Origin of the sequence: Kocuria sp., from assembly GCF_030530945.1 — a bacterium.
Taxonomy (GTDB): domain Bacteria; phylum Actinomycetota; class Actinomycetes; order Actinomycetales; family Micrococcaceae; genus Kocuria.
The window spans coordinates 83,702-103,631 of record NZ_JAUMTZ010000003.1 but is presented as its reverse complement, the minus strand read 5'-3'; the positions used below and the strand labels follow the sequence as shown (position 1 = coordinate 103,631).

At 72.6% G+C, this 19,930-nt stretch carries 16 protein-coding genes; 5 read left to right on the top strand and 11 right to left on the bottom strand.

Annotated features, from left to right (window positions below; all coding sequences use genetic code 11):
- Positions 1-14 precede the first annotated feature (14 nt).
- Positions 15-638 (top strand): TetR/AcrR family transcriptional regulator, encoded by a 624-nt coding sequence (locus Q4A22_RS04395; RefSeq protein ID WP_303177514.1) that lies wholly within the window; start codon positions 15-17, stop codon positions 636-638.
- On the top strand, positions 635-2,389 hold the full coding sequence (locus tag Q4A22_RS04390) for an MDR family MFS transporter (protein WP_303177513.1): 1,755 nt from the start codon (positions 635-637) through the stop codon (positions 2,387-2,389). Before Q4A22_RS04395 ends, Q4A22_RS04390 begins: the two co-directional genes overlap by 4 nt.
- Before the next feature lie 268 nt (positions 2,390-2,657).
- Here the strand turns inward: Q4A22_RS04390 and Q4A22_RS04385 are convergent, their stop codons facing one another.
- The 4 genes from Q4A22_RS04385 to galU all read right to left on the bottom strand — a co-directional run bounded on the left by Q4A22_RS04385 (position 2,658) and on the right by galU (position 7,284).
- On the bottom strand, positions 2,658-4,517 hold the full coding sequence (locus tag Q4A22_RS04385) for a CYTH and CHAD domain-containing protein (RefSeq protein WP_303177512.1): 1,860 nt from the start codon (positions 4,515-4,517) through the stop codon (positions 2,658-2,660).
- 80 nt (positions 4,518-4,597) lie between these two features.
- A complete protein-coding gene (locus tag Q4A22_RS04380; RefSeq protein ID WP_303177511.1) occupies positions 4,598-5,524 on the bottom strand; it encodes a hypothetical protein in 927 nt (308 codons plus the stop codon).
- Positions 5,525-5,717: 193 nt separating this feature from the next.
- Positions 5,718-6,314 carry a GNAT family N-acetyltransferase gene (locus Q4A22_RS04375; RefSeq protein WP_303177659.1) on the bottom strand — a complete coding sequence of 199 codons (597 nt, stop codon included), beginning with the start codon at positions 6,312-6,314 and terminating at the stop codon, positions 5,718-5,720.
- Between the two features lie 61 nt (positions 6,315-6,375).
- The gene (gene galU / locus Q4A22_RS04370; RefSeq protein WP_303177510.1) at positions 6,376-7,284 is read right to left on the bottom strand and encodes a UTP--glucose-1-phosphate uridylyltransferase GalU; all 909 of its coding nucleotides are present in this window, start codon (positions 7,282-7,284) and stop codon (positions 6,376-6,378) included.
- Positions 7,285-7,394: 110 nt separating this feature from the next.
- On the opposite strand from galU, the gene Q4A22_RS04365 reads away from it, so the two are divergent.
- From Q4A22_RS04365 to cpaB, 3 genes are all read left to right on the top strand, one after another.
- The gene (locus tag Q4A22_RS04365; protein WP_303177509.1) at positions 7,395-8,060 is read left to right on the top strand and encodes a 5-formyltetrahydrofolate cyclo-ligase; all 666 of its coding nucleotides are present in this window, start codon (positions 7,395-7,397) and stop codon (positions 8,058-8,060) included.
- A 99-nt stretch (positions 8,061-8,159) separates the two neighbouring features.
- Positions 8,160-8,564, top strand: coding sequence for an FmdB family zinc ribbon protein (locus Q4A22_RS04360; protein WP_303177508.1), 405 nt, complete (start codon positions 8,160-8,162; stop codon positions 8,562-8,564).
- 131 nt (positions 8,565-8,695) lie between these two features.
- Entirely contained in the window at positions 8,696-9,370 is a 675-nt protein-coding gene (gene cpaB / locus Q4A22_RS04355) for a Flp pilus assembly protein CpaB (RefSeq protein WP_303177507.1), read from the top strand.
- Between the two features lie 28 nt (positions 9,371-9,398).
- Here cpaB and Q4A22_RS04350 read toward each other — a convergent pair whose 3' ends face one another.
- The 7 genes from Q4A22_RS04350 to guaB form a co-directional block, all read right to left on the bottom strand.
- Positions 9,399-9,623 (bottom strand): hypothetical protein, encoded by a 225-nt coding sequence (locus Q4A22_RS04350; protein WP_303177506.1) that lies wholly within the window; start codon positions 9,621-9,623, stop codon positions 9,399-9,401.
- Positions 9,624-9,762: 139 nt separating this feature from the next.
- Positions 9,763-13,650 (bottom strand): hypothetical protein, encoded by a 3,888-nt coding sequence (locus Q4A22_RS04345; protein ID WP_303177505.1) that lies wholly within the window; start codon positions 13,648-13,650, stop codon positions 9,763-9,765.
- A gap of 93 nt (positions 13,651-13,743) precedes the next feature.
- On the bottom strand, positions 13,744-15,342 hold the full coding sequence (gene guaA, locus Q4A22_RS04340) for a glutamine-hydrolyzing GMP synthase (RefSeq protein ID WP_303177504.1): 1,599 nt from the start codon (positions 15,340-15,342) through the stop codon (positions 13,744-13,746).
- A gap of 42 nt (positions 15,343-15,384) precedes the next feature.
- Positions 15,385-15,978 carry a DUF3817 domain-containing protein gene (locus tag Q4A22_RS04335; RefSeq protein WP_303177503.1) on the bottom strand — a complete coding sequence of 198 codons (594 nt, stop codon included), beginning with the start codon at positions 15,976-15,978 and terminating at the stop codon, positions 15,385-15,387.
- Positions 15,971-16,951 carry an SURF1 family protein gene (locus Q4A22_RS04330; RefSeq protein ID WP_303177502.1) on the bottom strand — a complete coding sequence of 327 codons (981 nt, stop codon included), beginning with the start codon at positions 16,949-16,951 and terminating at the stop codon, positions 15,971-15,973. Before Q4A22_RS04330 ends, Q4A22_RS04335 begins: the two co-directional genes overlap by 8 nt.
- Before the next feature lie 52 nt (positions 16,952-17,003).
- Positions 17,004-18,125 (bottom strand): GuaB3 family IMP dehydrogenase-related protein, encoded by a 1,122-nt coding sequence (locus Q4A22_RS04325; protein WP_303177501.1) that lies wholly within the window; start codon positions 18,123-18,125, stop codon positions 17,004-17,006.
- Positions 18,126-18,170: 45 nt separating this feature from the next.
- On the bottom strand, positions 18,171-19,667 hold the full coding sequence (guaB, locus tag Q4A22_RS04320) for an IMP dehydrogenase (protein ID WP_303177658.1): 1,497 nt from the start codon (positions 19,665-19,667) through the stop codon (positions 18,171-18,173).
- Between the last annotated feature and the right edge of the window lie 263 nt (positions 19,668-19,930).

Sequence of the window (19,930 nt, the reverse complement as noted above, 5' to 3'; positions counted from 1 at the left end):
CATAATCTTTCCCGGTGACCACCACCCCACCGTCCCTGCGCGAACGCCACCGCGCCCGCACCCTCGCCGAGATCCACCAGGCCGCCCTGGACCTGGTCGGCGAGGGCGGCTGCTCCGAGGTCACGGTGGACGCCATCGCCGAGCGCGCCGGCATCTCCCGGCGCACGTTCTTCAACTACTACGCGAGCAAGGAAGACGCGATCCTCGGGATCACGCCGCCCCAGATCTCGGACGAGGCCCGCGCCCGCTACACGGACCACACCACGGGGGACGAGTTCGCCCGCACCGTGCGCCTGTTCATGGACGTGCTGCGGGACGCCACCGGCCCGTTCGAGTTCATGGAGCAGCGGCGGGAACTCGTGGACACCCACCCGGAGCTCAAGCGCCGCATCGGTCTGCACGTGAACACCGCCGAGAACCTGGTGGTCACCACGGTGGCGGAGGAGTCCTCCCGCGGTGCCAGCCCGCGCACCGAGGAGACCTCCCACGCCTTCGTCCTGCTTGCCGGTTCCGTCATCAAGTTCGCGTTCCGCACCGATTCCCACCTGGCAGCCGCGTCCCGCGACGACGCCGCCATCCAGCACGCACTCGACCACGCCATCTGCGTGTTCCGCACCGCCCTCAAGGAGATTTCATGACCGCCACTGCTTCCCGGGCTCAGGTCAGCCCCGACACGGAAGAGAAACCACCCCACCTCGGACTCCTGTTCGCGAGCCTCATGGTCGTGATGCTGCTCGCGTCCCTGGGCCAGACCATCCTCTCCACCGCCCTGCCCACCATCGTGGGAGACCTGGGCGGCGTGGACCACATGAGCTGGGTCATCACCGGCTTCATCCTCGCCTCCACCGTGATGATGCCCGTGTACGGGCGGATCTCGGACCTCTTCGGCCGCAAGCCCGTGCTGATCGCGGCGATCGTGCTGTTCGTCGTGGGCTCCATCATGGGTGCCTCGGCCAGCACCATGAGCTGGCTCATCACCGCCCGCGTGGTCCAGGGCCTGGGCGGCGGCGGTCTGATGATCCTCGCCCAGACCTCCATCGCGGACGTCGTTCCCGCCCGTGAGCGCGGCAAGTACATGGGCGTCATGGGCGCCGTCTTCGCCGTGTCCTCCGTGGCCGGCCCGCTGCTCGGCGGCTGGATCACGGAGGGACCCGGGTGGCGCTGGGCGTTCTCCTTCAACATCCCGCTGGGAATCCTGGCCATCATCGCCGTGGCCGTGTTCCTGCGCCTGCCCCAGCGCCCCCGCGAGGAGCGCGAGCGCATCGACTACCTGGGCATGATCCTGCTGGCCGGCGCCACCACCTGCCTGATCCTCGTGTGCACCTGGGGCGGCACCCAGTACGACTGGAACTCCCCGCAGATCCTGCTGCTGTGCGCCACCACCCTCGCCGGGGCCGTGGCGTTCGTGGTGGCCGAGACCCGCGCGAGCAGCCCGGTGATCCCGCTGTCCCTGTTCAAGGACCGCAACTTCACCCTGACCACCCTCGCCGGGCTGGCCGTGGGCGTGGCCATGTTCGGCGCGATCGGCTACATGCCCACCTACATCCAGATGGTCAAGGGCGTGGACGCCACCGAGGCGGGTCTGCTGATGACCCCCATGATGGGCGCCCTGCTGCTGACCTCCATCGCCTCCGGCCAGATCGTCTCGCGAACCGGGCGCTACAAGATGTTCCCCCTGGTGGGCATGGTGATCATGGCCGTGGGCCTGTGGCTGATGTCCACCCTGGAGGTCTCGGACCCCACCTGGAAGATGTGCCTGTTCCTGGCCGTGTTCGGCGCGGGCATCGGCCTGAGCATGCAGATCCTGGTGCTCATCGTGCAGAACTCCGTGCCCAACCGGATCGTGGGCACCGCCACCGCCTCCAGCAACTTCTTCCGCCAGGTGGGCGCCACGGTGGGCTCCGCCGTGGTGGGCTCGCTGTTCATCTCCCGCCTGAAGGACCTCCTCGTGGAGAACATGCCCAAGGTTCCCGGCAAGGCGGCCGGCGGCTCGATGAACGCGAACTCGTTCACCCCCACCACGGTGCACGCGCTGCCCCCCATGTTCCGGGACCCGGTGATCCAGTCCTACAACGACGCCCTGCTGCCGATCTTCCTCTACATGATCCCCCTGGCGCTGATCGCCCTGGCGATGCTCCTGTTCGTGGAGGAGAAGCCGCTGTCCACCCGCGTGGACCTGGCCACGGGCGAGATGCCCGCCGTGGATCCCGCTCCCGCCCGTCTGACCACGGACGAGTCCCAGACCGCCCAGGCGTCCCTGGCCAGCGGGTCCTCGCACACCACCGCGCAGGGCACCACGCACTCCGGTGCCGGTGCGGAGGCCGCCGCGTCGCACCGGCACCGCGGCTCCGGCCACGGCCGCCGCAGGGCACCGCGCCACCGCGCCTGAGCCGGAGCACCCGAGTCGGGGCGCCTGACACGGGCGCCGACCCCTCCGCACGACGTGTGGAGATGGACAAGGGGCCGGTCACGCGGGACGAGATCGTCCCGCGCGACCGGCCCCTTGCGCGTTCCCCCGGCCGTACTCGCAGCGTCCGGAGAGAGGGTCGGGGATCCACCGGCACCCGGTGAGCACCCGCGCTGGTCGGAGTCTGGTCGTTCGGCCGGGTACGACTCTCCCGCCGTGCCCGCCACCGTGCCCGTGACGGGTCGGTGCGTCAGTCCTGGGCCGGCAGCGCGTCCCGCAGGTCCGCGACCAGGTCCTCCAGGATCTCCGGGGTCTCCAGCATGCCGGTGCGCAGCTCCGTGAGCTCCATCCCGTGCAGGACCCCCACCGCGTACCGGTCCCGGCCGGTGCGCTGGAACGAGCGGGCGGCCCGCGCGAGCCACTCCTCCATCACCGCGGCATCCGTGATCACGCCCAGATCGTCCTGGTAGTCCTTGGCCACAGCGGCGGCGCGCACCCGCTTCTTCCCCGGGGTGGCGTGGGCCGCCGCGAGGGCCTCCGCCACGTAGCGAGCGGACTTCGCCGCCTTGCGGGTCTCGTGCAGCACGTCGAACGCCGCGGCCGTGCGGGTCGGATCGCTGCCCGGAAGAGCGATCCGCCGGCCCACGTCCTCGGCCATGGGGCTGACCTCCGCCTCGGTCCCGGGCTCGGGCAGGGGGGTCCGGGCGCAGGTCACGACCCGTTCCAGGGCGGTTCCGAGGACCTCCTTGGCGAATTTCCGCGGGGACAGCGCGGCAGCCTCCGCCGTGACTCCCTCCCCGCGGCCCAGGGCCTGCAGGTCACGCAGCAGCTGGAAGTACGGGGCGCTGTCCAGCTCGCGGCGCACAGCGCGGCCGGTGTCCGCGCCCAGCTCACCGGCGGCCTCGCGCAGCTCGGCCGTGGCGGCAGCGCTCAGCACGCCCGCGGGCTGGCCCGCCAGCAGCACGTCCAACCGCTCGAGCGCCACCTCCTGGTCGCGCGCGTCCCCCAGCACACGGGCGAGCTCCTTGAGACGCTGCGCCAGGTCCGTGGCCGTCTCCTCCACCACGAACCCCTGCGAGGCGCGCAGCACGCTGCGCAGCGCCCGGGAGCGGACGCGCATCTGGTGCACGGAGTCCTCCGCGCCGATCCGCACCCCCAGGTCCCAGCGCTGCAGCTGGACGGTGAGGCCCGAGACCATCTCGGCCAGCACGTCCGCACCGGTGCGCTCCGGGGACTCGTCGGCCCCCTGCCCCTTCTTCCCGCTCTTCTTCTCGGCCTTCCCCGCCGACTTCTTCTTGGCGCTCTTGGAGGACGTCGGGGTCTTGGAGGACTTCCCGGCCTTCGAAGGGGCTCCGCCCGCGCCGTCCTTCCCGGCGTCCGCCGCCGTGGCATCCTCAGAGTCCGACGCCGCCGCCACTGCACCCTCGTGGGCGGCGTCGTGCGAGGCCGGATCCGCCGGTTCCTGCGGCCCCGAGACCACGCGGACCACGTCCTCGCCGTCCTGGCCCAGCGCGCGGGCGATCTTGGCCGCCGAGGAGGACGGCACGGCGCCCGCGGCGAACAGGACGCCCTCCAGCGCCTGGAACACGGCCTTGGTCTGCTTGGGGGTGAGGTCGTCCCGGGAGAGCTCGACCTCGCACTCCGTCCACTCTCGAACCACCCCGGCCCGCTCGTCGCGTGCCGCCACACGGTCCACGCACAGCTCCGCGTGCTGCTCGCCCTCGGACAGCACCGGGTACACGGTGCGGTGCGTGTCCACGGTGGCCACGGGGCTCAGCTCCGCCCCCAGGGTGAGCCCCAGCAGCAGCTTGCGCAGTGCCGCGGGAAGGCGCGCGGGGGCGGTCTTCAGCGGTTCCAGGTGCAGCTCGCCACGCGCCGAGCCGGTCTCGTACTTCACGTGCCAGCCGTCGTCGCTGCCCCCTGTGCGACGCCGCACGGCCACCGCGGCGCGGGCGAGCGCCAGGTCCGCGGTGTCGTAGTAGGTGGCGGACATGTGGTGCTCCACGGGCTCACCCGCCGTGAAACGCTCCAGCTTGTGCAGCTTCAGCTTGGGCTTCTTGCGGCCCGCCACGTCGTACTTGCGTTCGATCTCGACCTGCTGGGTGACCATGGTGCTCCCTGTGTGAAACGCGCCGCGGCCCTGTCCGGGTCCCGCGGCGCGTTGCTGTCATCTGGATGGTGGGTGGGGCGTCAGGCGCGGCGCCGCTTCAGGACGTCGTCCAGGTTCAGTGCGGCGCTCTCCCGCTCTCCGGCGCGCACGGCGTCCTTGAGCGTGGTGGTCCTGGCGGCGGGGCGCTCCGGCACGCGCAGGGGTTCCGGTGCGCTGCGGTGGACCACGGGCGCCTCGGTGTAGAGCGGTTTGGGCACGGGGACGGGCTGCCAGGTGCTGGCCCCTGCGGTCTCGGACCCGGCCACCTTCAGGGCCATGGCGCGCAGCTCCGCCACGGTGTACGTGGGCTCCACGACGGGACGGGACGGCTGCCCGGACTTCTGCTCCGCCTCCTCAGCGGGGGCGACGACGGCCGACGACTCCTGCTGCTGGGCGGCGAGCTCCTGACGGGCCTCGTCCTCGTTGTCGAAGATGGCGTGCTGAGGGGCGGCCGTCGTGGGGCGGGCGGAGGTGCGGACCGCGCCACGCTGGGCGCGGTCGGTGACCGCCAGGTAGCGCAGTCCGGCCACGCACCCGGCGCCCAGCAGGAGCAGGACCACGGGAACGGCCCACGTGACGGCTGTGAACGGCGCCGCGAGGGCCGTGAGCAGTGCCGCGGCGAGCATCAGCAACCCGGCGGCGAAGACGATGGTGCGGTCCCACCGGATGCGCAACCCCGCCAGGGACCCCTGCTGAACGGGAAGGGCGGTCGGCGCGGGTGCCGTCGTGTCCATGGCTGTCGTCTCCCGTTCGTGAAGGGGTGGGGGGTCGTCGCTGACCACTCTACTGGGCGAGGGCCGTTCGTGGGGGGTGGTGTGGAGGGCGGAATGCAGCTGCAGGTCCGGGGCGTCCACCTGCGCCTGCACCGGGGCGTCGCAACGCCTGGCCATCCGGGGGACGAACCACAGCGCGCACAGCACGACGACCACCGCCAGCACCAGCGAGCTGCTCACCCATGACAATCCCACCCTGTCAGGGTAGGCCAGGCGGGAAGGATTCCCTGGACGGAATGCGTGTGTTGCGGAAATCATCGACTTTCGATGGAAAAGACCAGCGCCGCATTCCTGCCCGTGGAGTCCCGGGGGCCATCACGGCTCCCCGTCACTCCCGGCGCCACCCAGACCACCGGGCGGAGCCGGAACTGGCTTCTGGGGGTTCCGCTCAGCGCGGCGCCCGGCGCACCGTGATGCCGTCCTCGCTGCCGGTGAACCGGCGCACGAGCCCCTCGGGGACCTCCTCGGCGGTGAGGGCGAAGCTGCGGTGGTCCGCCCAGCGGCCGTCGATGTGCAGGAGCCGTTCGCGAAGCCCCTCGTCCCGGAACCCCAGCTTCTCCACCACGCGCAGGGACTTGGCGTTCTCCGGGCGGATGTTGATCTCCATCCGGTGCAGCCGCAGGTGCTGGAAGCAGTAGTCGGTGGCCATGGCCACGGCCATGGGGGCGATCCCCCGCCCCGCCTGGTCGCCGTCCACCCAGTAGCCCAGGGTGGCGGAACGCGAGGAGCCCAGGGTGATTCCCGAGACGGTCAGCTGGCCCACCAGCTCCTGGTGGCGGGCTCCGGGGGCCAGCTCGGTGATCAGCCAGGGCAGGGCCTGACCCGCCCGTGCCTGCTCGCGCATGTGCCGCACGAAGCTCCGGAACGAGGGCGCCCCGGCGTGGGGCTCAGGGTTGCTGGCCTCCCAGGGCTCGAGCCACTGCTGGTTGCGGTAGCGGACCCGGTCCCACTCCCCGCGGTCACTCGTGGACAGTGGACGCAGCATCAGCTGCGCCCACTGCACGGTGACGGGCCACCCGGTCGTCGCGCTCACCCGGTGCGGTCCCTCAGGCGTCGAGGGTCTGCGCGTAGTCCTTGATCCAGGACCGCAGCCCGGGGCCGAGGTCCTCGCGCTCACAGGCGAGCTCGATGTTCGCCTTGAGGTAGGAGAGCTTGTCGCCGGTGTCGAAGCGGCGGCCCTTGAAGACCACCCCGTACATGCCGTGGGCGTCCTCGCCACGGTCCGCGATGGTCTGCATGGCGTCCGTGAGCTGGATCTCGCCCCCGCGGCCCGGTGCGGTGTGCTCCAGGATCTCGAAGATCTCCGGGTGCAGCACGTAGCGGCCGATGATCGCCAGGTTGGAGGGGGCGTCCTCCGGAGCGGGCTTCTCCACCAGGCCGTTGACCCGCACGTGGTCCTGGCCCTCCACCGCGGTGACGTCCGCGCAGCCGTACGCGCCGATGCTCTCGCGCGGCACCTCCATGAGGGCCACCACGGAGCCACCGGTGCGCTGCTGCACCTCGATCATCTGCGCGAGCAGGTCCTCCTTCTCGTCGATGAGGTCGTCACCGAGCAGCACCGCGAAGGGCTCTCCGCCCACGTGGGTCTTGGCGCGCAGCACCGCGTGCCCCAGGCCCTGGGGGTCCTGCTGGCGCAGGTAGTGGATCTCTCCGAGGTCCGAGGCGTGCTCCACCTCCGCGAGCAGGGCGTCCTTGCCGGACTCCTTCAACTGTGCCTCGAGCGCCGGCACACGGTCGAAGTGGTCCTCGAGCGCGCGCTTGGAACGCCCGGTGATCATGAGGACGTCGTCCAGACCGGCGTTCACGGCTTCCTGCACCACGTACTGGATGGCCGGGCGGTCCACGACCGGCAGCATCTCCTTGGGCATGGCCTTGGTGGCCGGCAGGAATCGGGTCCCCAGCCCTGCGGCGGGGACGACGGCCTTGTGGACGCGCGGAGTCTGTTGTGAGGTCATGCACTTAGGGTAGACGACGAGGCATCGGCGGCGGCCCCACCGGCAGCGTGTGCAGGCGGGAACCACCCGGTTGTACTCCCAAGAGCGGACACCCGGACCAGGAGCAGGACGTGACCCACGACTCACCGGACGCCGAGGCCAAGGCCCGGCTGCGCGCCGAGGTGCTGGGGCGGCGTCGTCGTCGCAGTGCTGCGGCGCGGCGTGCGGCGGAGGCCGGCTTCGTCACCCACCTCGCCGGACTGCTCTCGCGGGCGGGCGCGGACGACGTCGCCGCGTTCCTCCCCCTGCCCGGCGAACCCCCGCTGCTGCCCGCCCTGGCGGAGGCCCACCGCCGCGGCCACCGGGTGTGGCTGCCCGTGGTGGAGCCGTTGCGGCAGCTCAGCTGGGTGCGCTGGCACCCGGAGGTTCCGCTGGTGCCGGGCACTCTGCCGGAGCTGCTCGAACCGGCGGGTGAGCGCCACGGCCTGGACGCGTTCGCGACCGTGGGGCTCGTGGTGGTGCCCGTGGTGGCCGTGGACGGGAACGGGGTCCGGCTGGGCTTCGGCGGCGGCTACTACGACCGGTTCCTCCCCCGGCTCGCCGCGGCGGGCCACGCGCCCGAGGTGGTGGCCTGCTGCTTCGCGGACGAGGTCCTGCCGGCCGGGACCGTCCCGCGGGAGCCCCACGACGCCGTGCTCGCCGAGGCCCTCACCGAGCGCGGCCCCGTGCGGCTGGGCGGTGACGACGCTGCCGCCGGGCCCGGATCCGCCACCGGGCCGTCAGCGCCAGGGGCCTGAGGGCTCCACCCCGCGGGACGTGCGCGCTCGCCCGCGGGGCGCGAGTAGCATGAGGCCCCGGTCATCCACCACCCGAACCCACTCCGAAGGAGCACCACCGTGCCCGTCTACGCCTACGCCTGCAAGGACTGCGGGCACGCCTTCGACATCCGCCAGTCCTTCTCGGACGACGCCCTGACCGTCTGCCCCGAGTGCGGCGGCCACCTGCGCAAGAAGTTCAACTCCGTGGGCGTGGTGTTCAAGGGCTCCGGCTTCTACCGCACGGACTCCCGGTCCGAGTCCACCGGGGGCCCAGGCGCCTCTTCCGGTTCGGGGACCACGGACTCATCGGGGTCCGGAACCTCCGGGACGTCGTCCTCCGGCGGGTCGGACCAGAAGACCTCCGGTGCCTCCCACTCCGGCGGGAGCGGTTCCGGCACGGGCTCGGGCGCCGGGGGCACGTCCTCCGGGTCGGGAACTTCCTCCGCCGCGTCCAGCACGGGGTCGGGCTCCACGGGGAGCTGAGGCTCCGCCGCTCCGGTGCGCCGCGGCATCCGCACTGCACAGGCCCACATACCGGTCCCCGGAGCCGCACCGATCTCCACCGGCGCAGGGACTGTCCGGGCAGAGCACCGCGCGGTGCGTAGCGTCCGAGCATGTCCTCCCGACGCCGCCCGCGCTATCCCCTGGGTCTGCGCCTGCGCACCGCGGTGCGCAGGCGCCACCGTCTCGTGGCAGCCGCCCTGTGCGCGCTGGCCCTGACCCTCGTGGTCCTCCGCCTCGCCCCGCCGGGGGAGCGCACGTCGCCGGTGGTCACCGCCGCGGCGGACGTCCCTGCCGGACAACCCCTCTCGGCCGCCGACCTCACCGTGGTGCAGTTTCCCGTGGACGTCGCGCCTGCCGGGGCGCTGGCCAGCACCGGGGAGGCCGAGGGTCAGACCACCACGGTGGGCCTGACCGCGGGCCAGCCCGTCACACCCTCCACGGTCCTGGGTCCCGGGGTCCTCACGGGCCAGCCCTCCGGAACCACGGCCGCCACCGTGCGGGTCAGCGATCCCGCCACGCTGCGCCACGTGCGCCCGGGTGACGCCGTGGACGTGGTCCACCACGCGGACGACGACCGCTCCGCCCCGGGGCGCACCGCCGCCCGTGCGGTGACGGTCCTGTGGGCGGCCGCCACACCCTCCGGAGCGGACGCCTCCGTCCTGGGGACCGGCGCCTCGGACACGGACGCCGGTCTGGTGGTGCTCGCGGCCCCGCGGGAGACCGCGGCGGAGCTGGCCACGCTGGAGGGCTCTGGCCGGGTCTCCCTGGTCCTGGTCTCGCGGTGAGCGCCGTGCACGTGACTCCGGCCTGTTCTCAGCCCCAGTGCGGAGGGCGCTGCTCCCGCAGCCACTGCTCGTGGCCCGCTCCCCCGCCGCCGTCCCCCGGTTCCGGGGCGTCGGCACCGAGCTGCCGGGCGGTGGCGTCCCACTCCGCGGGTCGCAGGGCCCGCTCGGTGTCCGGGGCGGTGCCACCGGTGGCGCGGCGGCGGGTGCCACGACGCCGCCCGGACGGCCGCGCGCCGGTGCGTTCGGGGGACACCGCATCCTGCCGACCGGACGCCGTGCGTCCCGCGCCCGTGGTGCCGCCGGCGGACGACGCCGCCCGCTCGCCGTCGACCGCGGAATCCGGCCCGTGCGTCGTGCCGTCGCCGACGGTCCCGTCCCAGGGTCCGCCGCGCTCAGCGGCCACGACCGGCGCCGCCCTCCCAGCCCGGGCCCTCCGGGACACCGGTGTGCGCGGCCCGGCCCCGACCCGCACCCCCGCCGGACACGGGACCCCCGGCACCGGAGCTCTCCCCGAGTCCGAGGTAGCGCAGCACGAGTCCGGCCACGGTCTGCGGATCGGTGAAGACCTCCACGGACCACAGGCTCACGTAGTTCCACCCGGCGCGTTCAAGCTGCTGGGGGATCAGGCGGGAGCGCTCGCGCACGCTCAGGGCGCGGCTGCGCTCGGAGCCGTCGGAGCGCAGGGCCACGGGGATCCGCACCGGGGTGTCGGGTGCACCCCCGTGCACCACCGCGCCCGCGGACAGCGACTCCGCCTCCGCGTGGGCGGCCATGTCCACTGCGTGGGCGTATCCCGTGAGCACCGTGGCACCGGCCTCGCGCAGCCGCCGTGCGAGATCGGCCACGAGCGCGTCCGGAGCCTCCGTCACGTCCTGCGCCGGAGCACGCTCCGAGGTGGTCTCGTCCCCGAAGAGCACCTCCAGCATGTGGTACATGTCCTTCGCGCCGTACTGCAGGCGCCGGGGCTCGGTGTCCTTCGGGTGGATGGACGTGACGATGTGCGTGTGCCGGCGGGAACGGGTCATCCCCCGCACGAACGCCTGGCGGCCGTCCCGCTCGGACAGCGCTCCCAGCTGCGGGGTGCTGCGCCCGGAGGTCGTGCGCCCGAAGCCCAGGGAGAAGATCACCGTGTCCCGCTCGATGCCTGCCGCACGGTGCAGCTCCACCACGCGGAAGGACTCGTGGCCCGGGGCGAAGAACTCCGCCGACTCGCCCGTCTCGCGCAGCCGCCGCTGCACGGCCTGCGCCACCCGGGCGGCGTGCATGGCGCTCGCGGTGACCACGGCGAGCGAGCGCTCGGGGTGGCGGGCGGCGTGCGCGAACACCAGGTCCACGGTGCGCTGGACCTCCGCCACAGGGGCCTGCACGCCCTCACCGCCGGCCGTGAGTACTCCCACGCCGTCCACCACGTACTCGGCGGACATCCCCGTGGTGGCGCTCATCAGCTCGGAGGCGAACGGCGCGCGGGTGAGCGCGCCGTCGTAGAAGGCCTCGTTCAGGTACGCGAACAGGCGCGGGTCCAGGGGCCGGCGCACCGAGGTCAGGGTGCGGGAGTCCACCACCCGGGACAGGGCCTCGTACGCGGAGTCCACCTCCGCCACCGGGTGCGGCAGCTCACGGAGGGAGGCGTGGGGCGCCACCGTGAACGGCTGCGGACCCCCGGCGTGGCGGTCGCCGAAGGCGATCACCTGACGGGCCCGGACGATCGCGGGCAGGGCCGCCGCCAGGGGGGTTGACTCGGCGTCCAGGATCACCACGGTGTCCACGTCCAGCTCCTCGCCCAGCGTGGCGCTGAGCACCAGCGGGCTGGCGGTCCACACGGGCACGAGGGACGGCGTGAGGTGCTGGACCCGGTCCAGCTCCTCGGTCCGCACGCGACCGGCGCGCAGCATGTCCCGCAGCTGGTGGGCCTCCCGGGGGAAGCGGCGCGAGTCGCGCGCCCAGCGGGTGGCCAGCTCGTGCTCCAGACGTGCGGGGGCGGAGGCGATGTGCGCCGAGTCCGCCCGGCGGAACGCGGACTCCGCCGCCCGCAGCCGGGAGCCGTCCGGCATGGCCACGAAGTCGTCACCGCTGATCATGGCCTCCAGCACGGACTGCCACCAGGCGAGCTCCAGCTCGTCCTTCACCTGCTCCGGGCCCACGCCGCGAGCCTCCAGGTCCTCCAGGAACTCCCCCAGACCGCGGGCCCGCAGGTCGTCCAGGAGCACCGTGCGCTCCGGGAGCGTGGTGAGGTGGGCCTCGTCGTTGATGAGCTCGTCCAGGATCTGCTGCAGCTCGTCCACGGTGGCGGTCTCCAGCCGCCGGGCAGTGGCCGATCCCTCCAGGGCGATCGCGAGACCCTCCAGGTCCTCCGAGAAGCGGCGCAGCGTGCGCAGGGACTCCTCGGCGCGCTCGGACACGGCCGGCTGCTCCAGGGTGGTGGCCCACCGGCGCCACCGGTCCCGCTCGGACTGCACCTTCACCAGCGCGGCGTGCAGGTCCGAGAGGTGGACCCCCGGGCGGATGTACTCCTTGGCGGCCTTGCGCAGCCGCGAGCGCTGCAGCCCGCTGAGCTCGATCTCGTGCTCGCGCCGCCAGGACGCGGAGGCCGTGGCCGCGATCAGGTCCGTCACCGGCCGGTCGTAGATGTCCGGCGTGAGGTGCTCCAGGGAGCTGCCCACGTCGATCACGAGCTCCAGCTGCTGCTCCCACTCCGCCACGGTGGTCCCCACCCGCAGCCCGGAGACCCCCAGGACGTGGCGCATGGCGGTGCTCAGGGTGGTCAGTTCCAGGAGCAGGGACTTGGCGAGGTCGTGCGCCTGGCGGGCCTCGTCGTCGTTGACCAGCCGGGCGCCGTGCCAGGGGCTGGCCAGGGTGCCCGCGTCGAAGCCCCCCAGGGCGGCTGCCCGCTGCAGCCGCCGCAGCACCTCGCCGCGGTGGGACACGGCGTCGAGCACCGAGCGGCGGAAGCGGACCGTGGTCTGCGGACCGGGCTCCCGGGCCGTGAGCTCCGCGAGCGCCTGCATGGCCTCGTACGGGGACGCCTGCCAGCGCGGGCGCGGCGCGTGCAGCGAGTCCTCGTGCGCGCGCAGCTGCTCACGGGCCTGGCGCAGCGCGTCCAAGACCTGTTCCGTGCTCGGCTCCCCGGCCCGCTCGTTGCGGGCCACGGCGCGCACGAGCCGCTCGGCGACGTCGTCGGGACTGAGGTGGGAGCCCAGGGGCAGCACCAGGGTGTCCAGGCCGGTGCGGTTCCACGCCCGGGTGAACGCGGCGAGCGTGGTGCGGGACTCACCCAGGACCAGCACGCTGCGGCCCCGGTGGACCAGGGCGCCCACGGTGGAGACCACGGTGTCCACCGCGGCGGTGCCCACGGGGGTGCCCACCACGAAGCTCTCCCCCTGCTCGGCGAGGTCCACGACCTCCTGCTGGTTCGCGTCCAGGTCCGTGAGCAGCAGCTCGTCCGCCGGGTCGCGGGAGTCCAGCGCGGGGGCCCGGCTGGTGAGCTCGCGCACCACCGGCAGCTTGCCCACCTCGGGGTTCTTCAGACGGGCGAGGTCCTCCACCAGCTGCGTGCGTGCCACCACGTGCTCGTCCGCGGGCCGGTCGTGGAGGTCCGCGAAGGTGGAGACCACCAGCTGGTGCTCCACGTGCATTCCCGGCACGTCCACGGCCAGCTGACGCAGGGTCTCCAGCACCGGGGCGGGGTCGAGCTTGCGGGTGCCGTACGCGAGCCGGGCCATCTCGGCGGTGGCGAGCTCCACCCCGTGGTCCTCGCGCAGCCGCCGCACCAGGGCGGGGTTGAGGTGCGCCGGGCCCACGATGTGCAGCTCGAAGTCCTGCTGGTCGGGTCGCAGCTTCAAACTCACCGGGGCCAGCAGGACCGGGGCGATGAAACGGCGCAGCCCGTCGGCCACGGGGTCGGCGAGCCAGGATGCCGTGCCCGCGGCCAGGTAGGCGGCGTCGAGACCGTGGCCCACCGACAGCTCGTGGATCTTGGTCCGCAGCGCCCGGGCGGCCCGCACGGCGCGCTCGTAGGCGGGGGAATCACGGTGGACCATCGTGGAGAGCCGCGTGGGGCGCTGCATCAGCAGCTGCGCCTGACCGGAGGAGTTCGCCTCTGTGAGGTCGATGCACACGTTGTCCACCTGGTTGAAGTCCAGGAGGGTGTCCGGTCCCGTGTAGGCGTCCATCTGCTGGGTCCACGACCGCAGGGACACCCGCGGGTGCTCCCGCGGCCCCGGTGCGGCACCCGGTTCCTGGGGGGTCTCTCGGGGGCTGTCCTGGGGTGCGGGTGTCGACATGGTGCTCCTACTCACGAGTGCGCCGGTCTGCCTGCCACGGGGGTGGAGCGGACCGGCGCACCGGGACTGACGGTGGTCCTCAGGGGGTGGGGCTCACTCCCACTCGATGGTTCCCGGGGGCTTGGAGGTGACGTCCAGGACCACCCGGTTGATCTCCTCCACCTCGTTGGTGATGCGGTTGGAGATCCGCGCCAGCAGCTCGGAGGGCAGGCGGGACCAGTCGGCGGTCATGGCGTCCTCGGAGCTGACCGGGCGCAGCACGATGGGGTGGCCGTAGGTCCGGCCGTCGCCCTGCACGCCCACCGAGCGGACGTCCGCGAGCAGGACCACGGGCATCTGCCACACCTCGTCGTCCAGGCCCGCGCGGGTGAGCTCCTCGCGCGCGATTGCATCCGCGCGGCGCAGGACGTCCAGGCGCTCCTGCGTGACCTCGCCGATGATCCGGATCCCCAGGCCGGGGCCGGGGAAGGGCTGGCGGCCCACGATGTTCTCGGGCAGGCCCAGCTCGCGGCCCACCGCACGGACCTCGTCCTTGAACAGGGCGCGCAGGGGCTCCACGAGCTCGAACTGCAGGTCCTCGGGCAGTCCGCCCACGTTGTGGTGGCTCTTGATGTTGGCCGCGCCCTCGCCGCCACCGGACTCGACGACGTCCGGGTAGAGGGTGCCCTGGACCAGGAACCGCACGGGCTCGCCGTCCTGGGCCTCCTCGCGCAGCACCTTCTCCTCCGCGGCCTCGAAGGCCCGGATGAACTCCCGGCCGATGGCCTTGCGCTTGGCCTCCGGGTCCGTGACCCCGCGCAGTGCACCCAGGAAGCGGTCCTGCTCGCGGGCCACGTGCAGCTTGATGCCGGTGGCGGCGACGTAGTCCTTCTCCACCTGGGCCACCTCGTCCTGGCGCATCAGCCCGTGGTCCACCAGGACGCACGTGAGGCGGTCCCCGATGGCGCGCTGCACGAGTGCCGCGGCCACCGCGGAGTCCACCCCTCCGGAGAGACCGCACAGGGCCTTGCCGTCGCCCACCTGGGCGCGGATGGCGGCCACCTGCTCCTCGATGATGTTGCCGGTGGACCACGTGGGGCTCAGCTGCGCGCCCTCGAACAGGAAGTTCTCGATGACCTTCTGCCCGTACGCGGAGTGCTTGACCTCCGGGTGCCACTGCACGCCGTAGAGCCGGCGCTCGCGGTCCTCGAAGGCCGCCACGGGAGCACCCTCGGTGGTTGCCAGGGTGGTGAACCCCTCGGGCGCCGCCGTGACGGAGTCGCCGTGGCTCATCCACACGGTCTGCGCGGTGGGCGTGCCGTCCAGCACGCTGCCCGTGCCGGTTCCGGTGAGCGCCGCCGCCGTGGCGCCGTACTCGCGCGCACCCGTGCGCTCCACGGTCCCGCCCAGCGCACTGGCCATGACCTGGAACCCGTAGCAGATCCCCAGCACCGGCACCCCGGCCTCGAAGAGCTCGGCGTCACGCTGCGGGGCGCCGGGGGCGTAGACGGACGCGGGGCCGCCGGAGAGGATCAGGGCGGCGGGGTTGCGCGCCATGATCTTCTCGGTGGACCAGGTGTGCGGGACGATCTCGGAGTAGACGTTGGCCTCGCGCACCCTGCGGGCGATCAGCTGCGCGTACTGCGCACCGTAGTCGACCACGAGTACCGGGCGCTGCTCCAGTTCGCTCAGGTTGTCAGGGGTTTCAGTCACGCCCCCAAGTCTAGGACACGAGGGCCCAGCCCCCGCCCGGGCTCAGTAGCGCTTGGCGGCCTTGGGATTGGCCGCGAGCTCCGCCTCGGTGGAGCGGTGGATCTTGCGCTCCACGATGAACGACAGGAAGGGCACCACACCACCCAGCGCCATGACCACCAGCTGCGGGAAGGGCCAGCGCATGAGGGACCACACCCGCAGGCAGGACAGGACGTAGACCACGTAGAACCAGCCGTGGACGATCAGCACCCACGTGGAGAGGTTCACCCCGCCGGAGAGGTTCTCCAGGTCCAGGTTCTGCCACCCCAGGGCCACGCTCTGCCCGGTGGCCTTGTCCGTGCCGCCGGCGATGAGGTCGAAGCCCAGGGCGTAGCGGGTGATCATCTCAGCCACGAGCAGCAGCAGGAAGGTGCCGGAGACCCACGCGCACACCTTGTAGAGCTTCAGTGCGGAGCGGATCTGCGCCTCCGTGCCGCCGAAGCGACGGCGCGGCTTCAGGGCCGCGGCCTTCGCACGGACGCTGTCCGGGACGGTGGCACGTTCGGGGCTCGCGTCCTCGGGGGCGGTGACCCGCACACCGTCGGTGCGGCGCACCGGGCGGGGCTGCGGATCGTGCTGCGGCGTGGAATCAGTCATCGTGGGCTCCGTTGTCGGTTCGCTGCGCGGGGTGCGCCTCCTCGGTGCGGGAGCGCGCGGCCACGGCGGGTTGGTCGTCGAAGTAGTAGTAGCACCGGTCCTGGGCGTCCCAGTAGTAGTAGGACTGCGCGTCCTCGTCCCAGAAGTAGGCGCCGTCGAAGTAGTAGTACTGCTCGGGGTTCAGCCGACGCAGGTGCTCGTCCCGCACGAAACGCCACCACAGGAAGAAGGCGAAGCCCGCGAAGACCACCCACTCCACGGCGTAGAACAGGTTCAGCGCGTGGATGGAGGTGTCGGTGGGCTGCTGCTCGATCTGCAGCCGCGCGAGCCCCTCCCCCATGGGACGGGCCGACGCCGCCACGGTCCCGTCTCCGGTGACGGGCGCCGGGTCCGCGGCCGGGGTCTCGGCGAACGCCGCCACATAGCCGGAGTACAGGGGGGCGTTCCACAGGTTGCCCAGCTGGGCGGAGGACACGGAGGCCACCTGCCCGGCGGGGACCTTTTGGCTGGGCACCGGGGAGTCCGTGGGCATGAGGCGACCGGTCACGCGAATCTCCCCCGCGGGGGCGCGGGGCACACGGTCCGCGGCGGCCACCCAGCCCCGGGCCACGGCGATGCCGAGGTCCCCGTCCGCTGCGGCCCAGCGCTTCCGGGAGTCCGGGATCACCAGTTCGGTGACCACCCAGTACCCGGACACGCCGTCCTGCAGCCGCCCGGGGACCAGCACCGTGGAATCGGCACGGTAGGTGCCCACCGTGTCCACCACGTGGTCCGCCTGCTGCGCGGAGGTGGCCTCCCCGGGGACGACGACCTTCTCCAGGGCGCTCACCCGGTCCTTGGCGGGGTCCGCCACGGTGGTGGACTCCAGGGACGCGTTGAGCTGCCAGCGGCTCAGGGAGACGAACAGCACCGCCACGAGCAGGGCTACCGCCAGGAAGGCCAGGGAGCGGGGACGCAGCGCGGTTCTGAGCACCCCTCAACACTACTGGTCGGTCCTGAGGGTTTCCCAACCCCCGGGAGCGGCCTCAGCTGCGGATCACCACGTCCGCACGCTGGAACTCCTTGAGGTCCGAGTACCCCGTTGTGGCCATCGCGCGGCGCAGCGCGCCCATCACGTTGGAGGAGCCGTCCACGTGCCGCGCGGGCCCGTTGAGCAGCTCGTCCAGGGGACCCACGGTGCCCACGTGGGTGCGAACCCCGCGGGGCGAGTGGGGGTTGTGGGCCTCCGCGCCCCACAGCCAGCCCTGCCCGGGAGCCTCCTCCGCGCGGGCCAGGAGGGTGCCCAGCATCACGGCGTCGGCGCCCATGGCGATGGCCTTGACGATGTCGCCCGAGGTGCCCAGACCGCCGTCGGCGATCACGTGGACGTAGCGACCGCCGGACTCGTCGAGGTAGTCGCGGCGGGCGGCCGCGACGTCCGAGATGGCCGAGGCCATGGCGGCGTGGATGCCCAGGATGGACTCCGTGCGCAGGGACGCGCCGCCGCCGAAGCCCACGAGCACGCCCGCGGCCCCCGTGCGCATGAGGTGCAGGGCCGGGGTGTAGCCCGCGGCGCCGCCCACGATCACAGGGACGTCCAGGTCGTAGATGAACTGCTTGAGGTCCAGGGGGTCCTGCGTCCGGGACACGTGCTCCGCGGAGACGGTGGTGCCGCGGATCACGAACAGGTCCACGCCCGCCTCGAGGACGGTGCGGTAGTGCTCCACCACGCGCTGCGGGGACAGGGAGCCGGAGACGATCGCACCGGACTCGCGGATCTCCGCCAGGCGCGCGGTGATCAGTTCGGGCTGGATGGGGGCCGAGTAGAGCTCCTGCATGCGCCGGGTGGCCTGCGGGAGGTTCTCCGAGCTGAGGTCCGCGATCTCGTCCAGCACGGGCTGCGGGTCCTCGTAGCGGGTCCACAGCCCCTCGAGGTCCAGCACGCCCAGCCCGCCCGCACGGCCCAGGTCGATCGCCGTGGCCGGGGACATCACCGAGTCCATGGGCGCACCCACCACGGGAATGTCGAACTGGTAGGCGTCGATCTGCCACGCGGTGCTCACGTCCTGCGGGTCCCGGGTGCGCCGCGAGGGGACCAGGGCGATCTCGTCCAGGCTGAAGGTGCGGCGCGCGCGCTTGGAACGCCCGATTTCGATGTCGTAGCTCACGAGGGGTCCTTTCACCGCGCCGGGCGCGGGGGTGTCACGGGCGGATCAGCGCCGGTAGTTGGGGGCTTCCACCGTCATGGTGATGTCGTGCGGGTGGGACTCCTTGAGCCCCGCCGGGGTGATGCGCACGAAGCGCCCCTTCTGCTTGAGCTCCGCGACGTCGTGGGCGCCCACGTAGAACATGGTCTGGCGCAGCCCGCCGTCCAGCTGGTGCAGCACGGAGGCCAGCGGCCCGCGGTAGGGCACCTGGCCCTCGATGCCCTCGGGGATGAGCTTCTCGTCGTCGGAGACGTCCGCCTGGAAGTAGCGGTCCTTGGAGAAGGAGGTGTTCTTGCCGCGCGACTGCATGGCGCCCAGGGACCCCATGCCGCGGTAGGCCTTGTACTGCTTGCCCGCCACGAACACGAGCTCCCCCGGGGACTCGTCGCAGCCTGCCAGCAGGGAGCCCAGCATCACGGAGTCCGCACCGGCCACCAGCGCCTTGCCGATGTCCCCGGAGTGCTGCAGACCGCCGTCCGCGATCAGGGGCACGCCCGCGGGGATGGTCACCTGCGCGGCCTCGTTGATCGCCGTCACCTGGGGCACACCCACGCCCGCGATGATGCGCGTGGTGCAGATGGAGCCCGGGCCCACGCCCACCTTTACGGCGTCCGCGCCGGCGTCCACGAGCGCCTGGGCTCCAGCACGGGTGGCGGCCTGGCCTCCGATCACGTCCACGTGGTCCGCGGCGGACTCCTTCTTGAGACGTGCGATCATCTCCAGCACGCCCTGGGAGTGCCCGTTCGCGGTGTCGATGAACAGGGCGTCCACCCCGGCCTCCACGAGCGTCATGGCGCGCTCCCAGCCGTCGCCGAAGAACCCCACGGCGGCACCCACGCGCAGCCGGCCTTCATCGTCCTTGGTGGCCAGCGGGTACTGCTCCGCCTTGGTGAAGTCCTTGACCGTGATGAGACCGGTCAGCCGGTCCTGCTCGTCCACCAGCGGCAGCTTCTCGATCTTGTGCGTGGCCAGCAGCTTGTGGGCCTCGTCCTTACTCATGCCCACTTTGCCGGTGACCAGCGGCATGGGGGTCATCACGTCGCGCACGAGCCGGGTCTCGAAGTCGCTCTCGGGCAGGTAGCGGGTGTCCCGGTTGGTGATGATGCCCAGCAGCTTCTGGTTCTCGTCCACCACGGGCAGCCCCGAGACCTTGAAGTAGCCGCACAGCCGGTCCAGCTCCGCGAGTGTGGCGTCCGGGGCCACGGTCACCGGGTTAGTGATCATCCCGGACTCGCTGCGCTTGACGCGGTCCACGTGGTCCGCCTGGTCCTGGATGGACAGGTTGCGGTGGATCACGCCCAGCCCGCCCTGGCGGGCCATGGCGATGGCCATCGCGGACTCGGTGACGGTGTCCATGGCCGCGGAGAGCACCGGCGCCTCCAGCGTGATCCGGCGCGAGAGCCGGGTCCTGGTCGAGGCGTCCGAGGGGATCACGTCCGTGTTGCCGGGCAGCAGCAGGACGTCGTCGTAGGTCAGTCCGGTGAAACCGAACGGGTTGTCCATGAGGGCGGTGGGCACGTTGTCAGACACGGATAATCCCTTTCACGCGAGGTCGTCCCCACAGTGTACGGGCCGCCGTGGCACCGCCCCCGCCCGGGGATCACCCCCGACGACGCCGCCGCGGCCGTTCCAGCCGGGACCCGCCGGTCGAGCTCGGCGGGTGACGACCGGACGGCCCGCCCCCTGGGGGGGCGGGCCCGGCGGCGCCGCCACGGGGGGGGGGGGGCTCTGCCCCACCCCGGGCCTGGTGTAGGGCCCGACGGGGG

What these genes read in the sequence shown, in the direction of transcription:
- Q4A22_RS04390 (WP_303177513.1), top strand. Translation starts at nt 635, where the DNA reads ATGACCGCCACTGCTTCCCGGGCTCAGGTCAGCCCCGACACGGAAGAG.
- Q4A22_RS04385 (WP_303177512.1), bottom strand. Translation starts at nt 4,517, where the DNA reads ATGGTCACCCAGCAGGTCGAGATCGAACGCAAGTACGACGTGGCGGGC.
- Q4A22_RS04375 (WP_303177659.1), bottom strand. Translation starts at nt 6,314, where the DNA reads ATGCTGCGTCCACTGTCCACGAGTGACCGCGGGGAGTGGGACCGGGTC.
- galU (WP_303177510.1), bottom strand. Translation starts at nt 7,284, where the DNA reads ATGACCTCACAACAGACTCCGCGCGTCCACAAGGCCGTCGTCCCCGCC.
- cpaB (WP_303177507.1), top strand. Translation starts at nt 8,696, where the DNA reads ATGTCCTCCCGACGCCGCCCGCGCTATCCCCTGGGTCTGCGCCTGCGC.
- Q4A22_RS04345 (WP_303177505.1), bottom strand. Translation starts at nt 13,650, where the DNA reads ATGTCGACACCCGCACCCCAGGACAGCCCCCGAGAGACCCCCCAGGAA.
- Q4A22_RS04335 (WP_303177503.1), bottom strand. Translation starts at nt 15,978, where the DNA reads ATGACTGATTCCACGCCGCAGCACGATCCGCAGCCCCGCCCGGTGCGC.
- guaB (WP_303177658.1), bottom strand. Translation starts at nt 19,667, where the DNA reads ATGGACAACCCGTTCGGTTTCACCGGACTGACCTACGACGACGTCCTG.